Origin of the sequence: Caldifermentibacillus hisashii, assembly GCF_039654145.1 — a bacterium.
GTDB lineage: Bacteria > Bacillota > Bacilli > Bacillales > Caldibacillaceae > Caldifermentibacillus > Caldifermentibacillus hisashii.
Window position 1 is genome coordinate 1862259 of the sequence record NZ_CP155467.1, and the last position, 15303, is coordinate 1877561.

General features: G+C 36.9%; 1 protein-coding gene. It reads left to right on the forward strand.

All coding sequences use genetic code 11. From position 1 onward, the window contains the following. The first annotated feature begins 13 nt into the window (after positions 1–13). Complete coding sequence (locus NSQ14_RS08830; RefSeq protein ID WP_346217083.1) at positions 14–15298, forward strand: non-ribosomal peptide synthase/polyketide synthase; 15285 nt, start codon at positions 14–16, stop codon at positions 15296–15298. The last annotated feature ends 5 nt before the right edge of the window (positions 15299–15303 follow it).

The following is a 15303-nucleotide window of genomic DNA, read 5'->3' on the forward strand; positions in this document are numbered from 1 at the left end:
GGAGTTGAAGATAGTGAGCGTTTTGTTATTTGCTACACAAAATGAACGGGATATCAAACAAATAAACCCTTGGATAGAGAAAGAATCTGAGGGAGGAGTTACTTTATTAATTGAATTTAAACTTGAAAATCCTAACATGGAATATCTTAAGAAAGCTATGAATTCGGTTCTAGAGAAGTTTTTTGCGGATTACAATTATAAAGTTTCATATAGGCTATACCCAGGAGATTTAGAAGAAAATCAACAGAGCTATCGAAATATTAACGCCGATTCGGATTTAGATATTCAATTAAGTTATAAGAGTGCTGACTCGTTTATGCTAGAAATAAAAAAATCAACAACATTGTTTGATGTCGATAGTCTTTTAATAGTGGTAGATGAATGGCTGAGTTACTATGATTCTATTTGTAAAGGGGATAAACCAAATCTCCCGAACACTGGTATATTTGAACATGGTTTTATTGAAAGAAACGATGAAGATCAAAGTGGACATTGGGATGAAATTATAAAAAACTCAGTTAACGGGATCTTAACTCTTGATCGGAAGAATATTGAAACTATTGATGCTAGAGGTTGGAAAAATGAATCATTTAAATGGTCATATGATGATTATACTAAGCTCCGTGAGTTTTCGGTCGAGCATAATATAAGTATGGAAGTAATATTAGAAGCGGCATGGACATTCATGTTAACTCGTTTTTCTCGACAGAAGAAAATTCTCTATGGTACATCTTCTAGTATGAGAAGTAACTTTTTTGAAACTCAAGGTAATAGATTCTTGGGATACTTGAATAAAAGTTATCCTAAGGTTGTAACAGTTCCACTAGAACAAACCTTCACCTCTTGGGTAAAGGAGTTGGAAAGTAAATATGAAAAAGAGTTGCTTCTTTTTCCATCAGAAGATGTTATTGATGAAATGAATCATTTAGAATTAGATGGTTTCATAGAGGTTAAAAATTTAAGCGAAATAATGCGGAATAGGAATTTGGAACGAGTGAACAATTTCCAAGTAAGGAAAGGGGAACATTTCCCGCTTACATTACAATGTTATATTGGAAAAGATATATATTTTTATCTTTTTTATAATAGTTCAATCTTTAATCAGTCGATTATTTCAAAACTATTCAATCGTTTTACTGAATTTTTGGATAAAATAGTAACTTACTACGATAAAAGGTTGTGTGAAATCCCTTACATTACAAATGATGAATTAGCTCGATTAGACTTAGTAAATAAAAATAAATATCATGACAACACTGTATCTATTGATATGCCTTTACATCGTATGTTTGAACAACAGGTTCTTAAAAGAAAACAGAAAGTTGCAATTACATTTGAAAATGAACAACTTACTTATGACGAGTTGAATGTTAAAGCAAATAAAGTAGCAAATTATCTAATTGAAAATGGCATTTCACCTGGTACACTCATTGGCCTATCAGTAGAACGTTCCTTAGAGACTGTTATTGGAATTCTTGGTATTTTGAAAGCTGGTTGTGCCTATGTCCCACTCGATCCTGTCAATCCTAAGGAGCGTCTAGCGTATATCATCGATGATACGAAAGTACCGTTTGTCCTAACGCAAGAAAAACTTTTATCAATGTTCGATCATGTAAATACCAATACAATATGTTTGGATCATACAGAAACCTTTGAAAGTCAAAGTGTACAAAACCCTACTATAGAAGTCGGCTTAGATGAACTTGCATATATTATTTATACTTCCGGGTCAACAGGTAAACCAAAAGGGGTTAAAATCACACATCGAAATGTAACTAGACTATTTGAATCAACTGACCATTGGTATCGTTTCGATGAAAACGATGTTTGGACATTATTTCATTCTTATGCTTTTGATTTTTCTGTATGGGAGATATGGGGAGCATTACTATATGGAGGAAGGCTTCTAGTTGTTCCATATCTTGATAGCCGGTCTCCGGATAAATTCTATAATATGTTGATCAATGAGAAGGTATCGGTGCTAAACCAAACACCATCGGCATTTTACCAACTCATACAGGTGGATAAATATAAAACGGGATTTGAAAGAGATCAATTAAATCTGCGCTATATCATTTTTGGAGGCGAAGCTTTAGATTTTTCTCGACTCAGTGATTGGTTTTCTAGACATGATGATAAGTCGCCACAATTAATTAATATGTATGGGATAACAGAGACAACTGTCCATGTATCCTATTATCCAGTTACAAAAGCTGATTCGTTATCTAGCCAAAGTAGTACTATTGGTAAAGTAATACCTGATCTCCAAGCTTTCGTTTTGGATGAAAATAAACAACAAGTTCCTATAGGGGTCATAGGAGAATTATATATCGGTGGTCCGGGTTTAGCACAGGGATACTTACATCGACCTGAATTAACAGAAGAACGTTTTATCCAAAATCCTTTTTATAAGGATTCTAATGAAAAGTTGTATCGGACTGGAGACTTAGTTCGATTGAATCCAGACGGAAACTTTGAATACATTGGACGTGCTGACCAGCAAGTAAAGATCCGAGGATTTCGGATTGAATTGGGTGAGATTGAATATCAATTAATGAAGTATGAAGGTATTCAAGATGCGAAGGTTACGGTGCGTGAGGATATTCCTGGAGATAAACGACTAGTTGCTTACGTTATATCAGATAAAGAAGTATTATACGATGAAGTGAAAGCTTTTTTATCCAAACATTTACCAGACTATATGGTACCAGCTTATATTGTTGAAATAGAGTCGTTTCCACTTACTCCAAATGGAAAACTGGATTATAGGAGTTTGCCTCAACCGGATTACAATTTTAAACGTAGTGAATTTGTGAAACCAAGGAATGCTACTGAATTAACAGTTGCACAAGTATGGTCTGATGTACTCAATGTGGAAAAGATAGGAGTTATGGATTCATTTTTTGAATTAGGCGGACATTCTTTACTAGCAACTCAAGTAGTGACGAGACTGAGTGAAGAATTCCAGATTGAATTGCCGATTCAGGTGATATTTGAAAAACCAAAACTTGAGCAATTAGCCAGCCATATTGATCATGTAGTAGCAGTCGGAACAGATGAAGGGAATGAAATAAAAAAGGTAGAGAGAACAGAACCTATTCCTTTATCATTCGCTCAACAAAGAATGTGGTTTATTGATCGATTAACTTCATCGAGTAATTTGTATAACCTTTCTTTTGCGTGGGATATTAAAGGAGATTTATCTGTTGATGCTTTAGAAAAATCATTAAATGAAGTAATAAGGCGACATGAATCTCTACGGACCACGATTTATGAAGAAGATGGACGAGCATATCAAAACATTTCACCATATAAAAAGCAGGATATTCCTGTCATTGACCTTTCTTCTTTAGAAGATAATGAGAAAAGAATGAAAGTTGACAGAATGGTGAAAGAAGAAGCAGACAAGGAATTTGACTTAGAAAAAGGTCCAGTGTTAAGGGTGAAGTTATTTAAATTAAGTGAAAAAGAATTTGTGCTTTCTTGTGTGATGCACCATATTGTTTCGGATGGTTGGTCCATGGGAGTATTTTTAAAAGAATGGTTCACTTTATATAGAGAGGCAGTCGGAGAAGGTAAAGCCAATCTTCCACCATTACCTTTCCAGTATGCGGATTTCGCAGTTTGGCAGAAAGAATGGTTGAACGATGAAGTTCTAGAACAACAATTAATGTATTGGAAAGATGAGCTATCAGGTGAATTGCCAGTTCTCCAATTGCCATTGGATTATAAACGACCAGCAGTTCAAACTTATAACGGTGCTGTACACAAATTCAAGATATCTAAATCATTATTAAATAAATTAAAGCAAGTAGGTCGTATGGAGGATGCTACTTTATATATGGTATTACTGGCCGCCTATCAAGGTTTCCTCTATAAGTATACAGGCCAGGAGGATATCGTGATCGGTAGTCCAATTGCTAACCGAACCAATTCAAAAATAGAAGGGCTAATTGGCTTTTTCGTTAACACATTACCATATAGAGTACAGATTAATTCTGACATGAACTTTAAAGAATTGTTGGCAATTGTTAGAGAAAAGGCAATACAGGGCTATTCCAATCAAGATGTACCTTTTGAAAAGATAGTTGATGAAGTTGCGCCAGGACGTGACGCGACTTATTCCTCGCTCTTCCAAACATTGTTTGTATTGCAAAATGCACCAGACTTCGAAATAGCATTAGAGGGGCTAGAGTTTCAAGAACTGGAAATCCAACGTACGACATCAAAGTTTGATTTATCTTTAATAGTTGAAGAAAAGTCTGGTGAATTGGAGGCAGAGTTCGAGTATAATACTGATTTATTTGAAGAACAGAGGATAGAAAGATTATCGAAACAATTTATTAATTGGCTAAATAATATAGCCGATAACTCGGACAAGGTTCTTGGAGATATACAAATTTTAACCGAGGAAGAAACCAAGCAAATGCTGGTGGATTGGAATGATACAGCTAGAGAATATCCACGGGAAAAAACCATCCACGAATTGTTCGAAGAACAAGTATCCTTGAAACCAGATGGAATTGCTTTGGAAACCGAGGATGGGGCTGTGACCTATCGAGAACTAAATGAAAGTGCCAATCAGATTGCGCATTATCTTATCGAACAAGGTATTGAAATCGGAGATCCGATCGGCATATGTATGAATCGTTCGCTGGAAGAAATCGCGAGTATGCTTGGAATCTTAAAAGTCGGAGGCGCATATGTCGGGTTGGATCCGGAGTACCCGGAGGAAAGGTTGAAGCATATCGTTGAAGAAACGGAAATGCCTTTACTCTTGACGACTAGTCAGTCCGGTTTAGATGAAGCAGCCTATGATGTCGATATCGTCAATATTGATTTGCTTGATTTGCCGGAAGAAAAAACAAATATATTCAGAGAAGGCATTAGCGCAACAGCACTTTCCAACATTATTTATACATCTGGGTCCACCGGAAAACCGAAAGGTGTTTGTGTGCCGCACCGGGGAGTAGTACGTTTGGTCAAGGGAGAAACTTACGTTCCGATCACATCGGATGATGTCTTTTTACACGTTGCAAGTATTTCATTTGATGCAACGACATTGGAAGTTTGGAGCAGCTTGTTAAATGGTGCCCGTTTAGTGTTGCTCCCGACGAGAAATGCGAGCTTACAAGACTATGAGAATGTCATTCAAAAGCACAATGTAAGCATCCTTTGGTTAACGGCCGGGCTATTCAATGTATTTGTGGATCATAACCTTCAAGCTCTGAAGGGAGTGAAATATTTACTCATCGGGGGAGAAACAGTATCCGTACCACATGTGCGTAAGGCGATGGAGGCATTAGAAGGCACAGAAATCATCAATGGATATGGTCCATCAGAAAACACCGTATTTACAACCTGCCACAGGATAGAGGAAGCCGACTTGGAGCGTCCATCCATTCCTATCGGACGGCCAATTGCGAATACAGAGGTGTATGTGTTGGACGAAAACCAACAACCTGTGCCAGTGGGTGTGATTGGAGAGTTATATGCCGGAGGGGACGGCTTGGCGATAGGCTATATGAATCGACCGGAACTAACTGCGGAGCGCTTCATTCCACATCCATTCAAACAAGAATCTGGAGAAAAGTTATATCGCACAGGAGACCTTGTACGCTATTTACCAGACGGAAAGATAGAATTTATTGGTCGGGCAGATCATCAGGTGAAAATACGTGGTTTCCGGATTGAATTAGGAGAAATTGAAGTTGTCTTAAAACAATATCCAGACGTTCGTGATGCCGTAACAACGGTATTTGAAGCTAAGCCGGGAGATAAAAGACTAGCGGCCTATATTGTTGGTGATGACGAAATAAACTTGATATCAGTAAGAAACTTCATGAAGGAAAAGCTACCAAGATATATGGTTCCAGCGTATATTTCGGTCTTACCAAGTTTTCCATTAACTTCAAATGGAAAAGTTAATCGCAAGGCTTTACCATCTCCTATAGTTGATAGAAAAAATGAAGATATTGTTATGCCGAGAAATGAACGTGAACGGAAATTGTTAGAAATTTGGAAATCAGTATTAAACCAGGAAAATATTGGAGTGAACGACAACTTCTTTGAGCTAGGTGGCGACTCAATTCTTAGTATCCAAATAGTGTCACGAGCTAAGAAAGAAGGTATAAACATTACTCCAAGTCAAATGTTTGTACATCAAACGATAATAGAACTGGCTCAGGTTTCGGAAGAAACAAAAGTTGCTAAACATGATGAGCGTGTTGTAACAGGTGAGTTACCATTAACGCCAATACAGTCTTGGTTCTTTAGTCAGAATCACCCGAATCCACATCATTGGAATCAATCGATGATCTTGGTCACACGTAAATCATTGGATGAGGCATTGTTGAAACAGACATTTTTTGCATTAGAAAAGCATCATGATGCATTACGATTACGATATGAATATGCAGATTCTGGTCAGGTAATCCAGTATATTACTGAACCGGATAAAGAGCCACCATTTACTTACTATGATATTTCCATGGAGGATTCAAAACAGCAGGAACAAATTATTAAGGATGTGGAATACAAAGCTCAAAGAAATATCGATATTTATAATGGACCATTATGGAATGCAGTTTATCTAAAACAAAGTAAAACAAAAGGCCATTTAATATGGGTGGTTCATCATTTAGCGATAGATGGGGTCTCTTGGAGAATATTAATAGAAGATTTTCAAAATGTTTATACTCAGTTGGAAAATGGTGAAAAAGTTAATTTGCCAGCTAAAACTACGTCTTTCAAAGAATGGTCGAACCAATTAACAAATTATTCGACAGCCTCTGCTATCGATCAAGTTAAGCCTTATTGGTTAGATTTAATGGAAGAAAATGTTGATAGGCTTCCGATTGATAACCCTAAAGGTGAAAATCTGGAGCGAACAGTCGAAAAAGTGATTGTTTCTCTCAATGCGAGCGAAACAAAGGCTCTACTGAAAGATGTGCCAAAGGCATTCCGTACTCAAATTGATGATGTATTATTGACAGCTTTAACATTGACTATTTCTGAATGGTCTGGTCAAGACAGTTTATGGATCAACTTGGAAGGCCATGGTAGAGAAGATATTATTGATGGTGTTGATCTTTCAAGAACGGTTGGATGGTTTACAAGCTTATATCCTGTGCATTTAAAAGCTCATCAAGGATTAGAAAGCACTTTAAAGCAAGTCAAGGAAACATTGCGAGGAATTCCAAATAAAGGAATTGACTATGGGATTTTGCGGTATATAAATGAAGAAACTTCTGAGATTTTGAGCAATGGTTTTGAACCTGAAATAAGTTTCAACTATTTAGGTCAGTTTAAGAACGATTCGATTTCTGGATTAATTAGTGATGTACTTCCATTTAGTGAAGGAAGTTATGATTTAGGAGCAAGGCGTGCACATTTGTTGGAAGTTGTTGGAATTATAATAAATGACGAACTAAGTATTTCCTTTAATTACAGCAATGAACAATATTTTAATTCAACGATTCAAAAAGTAGCAAACAGTTTCTTGAATAATTTAAAGGAATTAATTGAGTACTGCAGTGCGTCTGAAGTTATAGGTTATACACCATCGGATTTTCCTCTAGTTAATCTAAGCCAACAACAATTAGACAACTTAATGGAGAGTAAAAACAAAAAAATTAAAACAATCTATCCACTATCGCCTTTACAAGAAGGAATGACCTTCCATACTTTGTTAAATAATGAGAGTGGAGATTACGTCACTCAATGGATAGCAACTATGGAAGGGGAACTCAATGAAAACTATTTTGAAGAAGCGTGGCAGAAAGTCTTGAATCAACATGACGCTTTGCGAACAGGAATAACCCAAGAAAAAGATGGTAGTTTATATCAAATTGTGTATTCGGATGTACATTTACCTATAACATTTATAGATTGGTCGGAATTATCCATTTCTGATCAACATGATGAGTTTGAACAATTATTGGAAAAAGACAGAATAAGCGGATTCGATTTGGACAACCCTCCACTCATGCGATTAATGTTAATAAAACTTGCTGAGAATCAGTATCGATTCATATGGACGAGTCATCATGTCATATTGGACGGTTGGAGTTTGAATCTGATATTACGTGACGTATTTTCATATTACGAATCAAAGGTAAATGGTACAACTTATCAATTTGAATATACGCCTCAATATCAGACTTATATCGATTGGCTGAGCAAGCAAGACCAAATAAAGGCTAAAGAATACTGGAAAAATAAACTTTCGGGCTTTACAGAACCTACACCTCTAGGTATGGAATGTTCGGAAGTTCAGCCTGAAACTGGTTATGGGGAACAAATATCATATATTCCGAAGGATTTAACAACATCGATCCAATCATTTGCCCGGAAAAATAAACTAACGCCAAATACACTGTTTCAAGCTGCGTGGGCAATGCTGTTAAGTTGCTATAGCGGAGAAGATGATGTGGTGTTTGGTGTAACAAGCTCGGGAAGACCTACAGACTTACAATATGCTGAAAAAACAGTTGGGATGTTTATTAATACGCTTCCTGCAAGAATTAAACTGTCGCAAGATACGAAAGTAGTAGATTGGCTTCGTGAGTTACAACAACAGCAAATTGAAGCATTGCAATTTGAATACAGTTCCTTGGTTGATATACAAGGATGGGGTGATCTACTACCAGGTCAACCACTATTTAAGAGCTTGTTTGTTTATGAAAATTATCCAATTGAGAAATATTCAATGTCTAATATTAGAGTGCATGATATTAGAGGAATTGAACAATTGGGGTACCCTTTAGGAATTTCTATAACACCTGATGAGTGTTTTGAGATTAAGGTGCTCTTCGATAAAGAAAAATTCAATTTCGATAAAATCAATTTGATTATTTCTCAATTTATGGGAATTTTAAGGGAGTTTATAGAAAAGCGGAATAGTGATTTAAGTCTGATTCAAGTACTGACGAAAGATGAGCAAGATCAAGTGCTCAAAAAATGGAATGAGACTCAACAACCAATGCCATCGAATAAAACGATTTTTGAGTTGTTTGAGGAGAAAGTGGAAGAAACTCCTGATGCTATAGCGATAAATTGTGATAATGAGCTTGTAACCTATAGAGAGTTAAATGAAAGAGCTAATCAAGTAGCTAATTATCTGATAGCTGAGGGGGTTGGAGTAGAAGATAGAGTCGGTCTTAGTGTGAAACGTTCCGTTGAAATGATTGTAGGTATTTTAGGGATTATGAAAGCGGGAGGATGTTATGTTCCGCTAGATCCTAATTACCCATTAGAGCGCTTGGATTATATGATCAAGGATGCAGATATTTCCTTAATCATTACACAAGAGCATATTGGTATTGTGGAAAAATTCCCTGAAGTGAAGAAGTTGTATATTGATCGTGATGCCGATAAGTTAACTCAATATTCATCTAGTAATATTGTTGGAAGAGTATCGGAAGAGAATTTGGCATATATCATTTATACTTCAGGATCTACAGGAAGACCAAAGGGAGTCATGATTGAACATCGCAATGTAGTGAACGTTATCAAATATGAAATAGAAATGTTCGATATTCATCCTGATAGTCGCGTGTATCAATTTACATCTTTGAATTTCGATGTTTCTGTTTCGGAAATTATGACTACCTTAGTTGGGGGTGCAACACTTTATTTAAATAAAGGTGATAGTTTATACGGATATGAGTTAATCGATTATATTAAGAAACATCATGTTACTCTAGTTACATTGCCAATTTCCGTATTAGCTAGTTTACCTTATGAAGATTTAGATGATCTGGAGACCATTGTGGTTGGTGGAGACACGTGTCCACAACATTTAGTGAAGTTGTGGGGTAGAGGACGGAAATTCATCAACTGTTATGGACCTACCGAAGCGGCGATATGTTCAACGATGTATTTCTGTGATGCTGAATCCGAATCTGCACCACCAATTGGAAGACCTGTTGCAAACACATCCTTATATATATTGGATCACTATCAAAGACCTGTTCCTATTGGTGTCGCAGGTGAGCTGTATATTGGAGGCGCAGGTGTAGGACGCGGATATATCAATCAAGACGATTTAACAAGCGAAAGTTTTATTCCTGACCCGTTTAATCCTCAACATGGAAAATTAATGTATAAGACAGGAGATTTAGTCCGATATTTACCGGATGGGAATATTGAGTTTGTTAGTCGGATTGATAATCAGGTTAAAGTTCGCGGCTTCCGTATTGAACTTGGAGAAATAGAATCTGTGCTATTGAATCACTCCGAGGTAAAAGATTGTGTTGTTATAGTAAGGGAAGATTCACTAGGAGAAAAGCAGTTAGTTGCATATGTAATTACGGTTAATGGAAATGGAAATAAACAGGAGATTCGTGATTACTTATTGGAACAATTGCCAGAGTATATGATTCCAGCTTATATAATCGAAATGACCGAATTTCCTCTGACTCCTAATGGAAAAATTGATAAAAAAGCATTACCGATTCCACAACATACAGTAAAAGAAGAAGTTGCACCTAAGACATCGATTGAAGAGCTAGTTACAATCATTTGGTCTGATGTATTAGGGGTCGACGAAATCGGTTCTACGGATTCGTTTTTTGAAATTGGTGGTCATTCACTCTTAGCAACAGCAGCTGTCTCAAGACTTAGAGAAGCATTTGGGGTAGACCTTTCTTTACGTACGTTGTTCGAGTATACAACAGTTAAAGAATTATCAATGGAAATTGAGAAATTACTAGCTGGTGAAAACCATAACAAACTGCCTGAACTAAAAAAGGTACCAAGAGACGAAATCATTCCGCTTTCTTATGCACAACAGCGTTTATGGTTCTTTGATAAATTAACACCGCAAAGTGCACTATATAATATTCCACTCGGAATTAAAATTAATGGTGCATTACAGATTGAGGCTCTAGAAAGAAGTGTCAACCGACTAATAGCTCGACATGAGACGCTGAGGACCACTATTCAAGAAATAGACGGCAAGGCAAGTCAAGTTATTGCTCCAATTCAAGAATGTGTAATAGAAGTGGAGGATTTCTCTTCCCTAACCGAAGAGATTAAATATGAAAGAGCAAGATCTTATGCGGAAATGGTGGCTAATCAACCTTTTAACTTGCAAGAAGGACCTTTATTACGTGTCCATTTAATGAAATTGGCTGAAAAAGAATATATTGTTTTGTTTACTATGCACCATATTATATCTGATGGTTGGTCGATGGAAATATTTGTAGAAGAATTATTCGCATTCTATCAAGAGGAAATCGGCGAGGAAAATGCGGATCTTTCTCCACTAGCTATCCAATACAGCGATTATGCTGTTTGGCAGCGGGAATGGTTGGAAGATGGCTTGCTGGAAAAGCAATTAATGTATTGGAAAGAAGAATTGACAGGAAAACTGCCTGTGTTAGATTTACCGACAGATTACACAAGACCTCCAGTTCAAACTTATAACGGTACAGTATTTGCGTTCGAAATATCAGAGTCATTAAAAAATAAATTGGAAAAGTTGAGCAAACAACAAGAGACAACCATGTTTATGACGCTGTTAGCAGCATATCAAGGATTTTTGGCAAGATATACAGGGCAAGATGATATTATCGTGGGTAGTCCAATAGCGAACCGTAACCATCCAGATATAGATGGGCTGATTGGTTTCTTCGTAAACACCCTACCATTCCGGTTGAAGCTAACAGATGAAATGATTTTTAATGACATTTTATCGGAAGTAAGAAACAAAGCGTTGAACGCATATATCAATCAAGATATACCTTTTGAAAAACTAGTAGATGAAATACAGCCTGAGAGAAACTTGAGCTACTCACCTATTTATCAGACTATGTTTGTTTATCAAAAGGACTTGTCGTTGAAAGATAAGTGCTTTGGTTTAGATTTGACCGAATGGGAAGTAAGCCAACATTTATCCAACTTTGACATAACTTTAAGAATAAACGAGCAAGGTAAAGGATTAAAAGCTACATTTGAATACAATACAGATTTATTTAAGGAAGAAACAATAGAGAGGCTATCCAGACACTTTAACCATTGGTTAACAAACATTGTTGAAAGTCCAGAGAAACCTGTTGTATATATTCCGGTTATAGATGGGAAAGAACAACAGATAATTTTAAAGGACTGGAATGACAATACGATTCCATTACCAAACTATGAAATGATTAATCACTGGTTTGAAGAACAGGTCTTAGAAAACCCAGAAAATGCAGCAATCGTATCAAAGTTTGAAAAAATTACGTATCGAGAATTAAACCAGTATTCAAATCGCTTGGCTCATTATTTACTCAGCCGGGCTGATTCCACAGCGATAGATAGAATCGGTATATGTATGAACCGTTCAATCGATATGATTGTTGCTATGTTGGCGGTGGTAAAAGCGGGAGCAGCATACGTACCTATTTATCCGAGCTACCCTGCAGATCGAATCAAATATATGGTGGAAAACAGTGATATTTCTATAATCTTTAGTCAAAGTGGACTCCAGCAAAAAACGGAATCACTACCATCCGAAATAGTATTCTTGGATGAACTAAAGAAGGATCTATCACAATATTCAACTGAAAATATTCGTCTGCATGATAAGAACGGAGAAAATCTTACTTATGTAATTTACACATCTGGTTCTACCGGAAAACCTAAAGGCGTAATGGTTACACATCGCTCACTAATAAATCTAGTGAATTGGCATCGAACCACTTATGAACTAAGTTCGCAAGACCGGACATCACATATTGCCGGTATAGCGTTTGATGCAGCAGTTTGGGAGATTTGGCCGGCTCTATGTTCCGGATCAGCTCTTTATTTGCCTGAAGATGAAGAAAGATTAGATCCATTGAAGCTCCAAGATTGGCTAGTAAAGAATAAGATATCGATATCTTTCTTGCCAACACCTTTGGCGGAAAAGGTAATTCAATTAGATTGGCCAAAAAATGTACACTTGCGCGCTTTACTTACCGGTGGAGATAAACTTCATAGTTTTCCAAGTGAGGATCTTCCGTTTTCGTTGTACAACCATTATGGACCTACGGAAAACACCGTAGTCACAACAGCGTGCTTGATAGAGCCTAAAGATTCGACCCAGGCACCACCGATAGGTTATCCGATAGACAATACAGAAGTCTATGTGCTTGATCAGTACATGCAGCCTGTGCCTATTGGTGTTGTTGGAGAGTTATACATCGGCGGACTTTCGTTAGCAAAGGGATACTTAAATCAACCGGAGCTTACAAACGAACGATTTATCCGTCATCCATTTAACTCAAGCCCAGGGGCACGCTTATATAAAACAGGGGATTTAGTCCGCTATTTACCTAATCGTTGTTTGGAATTTGTCGGTCGAAGTGATGACCAGGTGCAAATTCGTGGATACAGAATCGAATTAGGTGAAATTGAATCTACTCTAATTAATTATGAAGGAGTAGAAGACGTGGTTGTCATAACTCGGGAATTAAATCATGATGTCAAACAATTGGTTGCATATGTCATGACTAAAGAGGAACTTAACATACATGAGATTCGAGAATATTTGAAAGAAAAGTTACCTAGCTATATGGTTCCAGCGTACATCTTGACTCTCGATGAATTCCCGTTGACACCAAATGGCAAAGTCGATAGGGAAAAACTACCAGAACCTAAAATCGAGAAGGATACTGGTGGTTATGTTGCCCCTCGAAACGATAGAGAAAGAAAGCTTGTAGAGATTTGGCAACAAGTATTGAATCAGAGCAATATTGGGATTTATGACAACTTCTTTGAATGTGGTGGAGATTCGATTCTAAGTATTCAAGTTGTATCCCGAGCTAGTCAAGCGGGCATTCAGATAACACCAAAACAGATCTTTGAATATCAAACTGTTGTTGAGCTGGCTAATGTAGCAAAAGAAATGCCAAAAGCACATGCAGAACAATGTATTGTAACAGGCGATGTTCCATTGGCACCTATCCAATCATGGTTCTTTGAACAGCGGTACCCGAATCCGCATTACTGGAACCAGTCAATGGCATTGTCTACTGCAAGAAGTTTGGATATTGATTTATTAAGAAAATCCCTTCATGAATTATCGAAGCATCATGATGTTCTAAGATTACGTTATAAATCTTCCGAGAGCGGGGAGTGGAAACAGTATATAACTGCCGATGTGGTAATTGATTTGGAGGTTTATGACGTTTCTGAACTAGATGGGGTTGAATATCATAGTTTTATTAACAAAAAGGAAAGTATTGCTCAAAGTAGTCTTGATATTGAAAACGGACCAATATGGAAGGCTGTATATTTCCAAAATAATTCAGGGAAAGGTAGATTGTTCCTGGTTGTACATCATCTTGCCATTGATGGTGTTTCTTGGAGAATATTAATAGAGGATCTTGAAACGGTTTATAAGCAACTTGAAAGCGGACAACAGATAAGCTTACCAGCCAAAACCACCTCTTATAAAGAGTGGGTAGCTGAACTGATTCGTTATTCCTCGTCTACTGAGATTGATGGAGCGAAAGAGTATTGGCTAGATGCTTTACAAACCGAGTCAGATTCTTTACCGATTAAAGTCAATCATACACATTCAGGTATCTCGGAGAAAATCACGGTCAGTTTAAATGCAACAGAAACCAAAGCTTTATTGACTAAAGTGACAGCCAATTACCGTGCGCAAATTGACGAAATACTTTTGACTGCATTAACAAAGGCACTAACCAATAGTCTTGAAGTGGAAAATATTTGGATTAATCTTGAAGGGCATGGTAGGGAAGAAGTTGTACAAAATATCGATATCACTAGAACGATTGGTTGGTTCACAAGCATGTATCCGGTATTATTAAGCAACGAAAAGGACTTAGCGGAAACATTGAAATATGTAAAACAAATATTGCATCGTATACCTAATAAGGGTGTAGATTACGGCATCTTGAAATATTTGAATAAAGATGTTGCACAAAAAATGAAAAATCAACAGGTAGAACCGGTTATTAGCTTCAATTACCTTGGTCAATTTAATCAAAGTGATTCTAATGCGCTACTTCTTTCTTACGATACTCCGACAACCAGTGCCAATGTCGATCCTAGTGCGGGGCAACCACACTTGTTGGATATTGTCGGCATGGTACAAGATGACGAATTAATATTACAGTGGTCCTGTGATTACGAATTATTTGATGTGTTTAATATTAAAAATGCAGCAAGTGAAATGGTAATACATTTAAAAGCATTTATCACCAATGACGTATCTCAAACTTCAGCATATGCAGTAACTGATTTTCCAGATGCGGATCTTACTGATGAGGAATTAGCAAGGCTATTAAACGATGATAATTAAGGGTG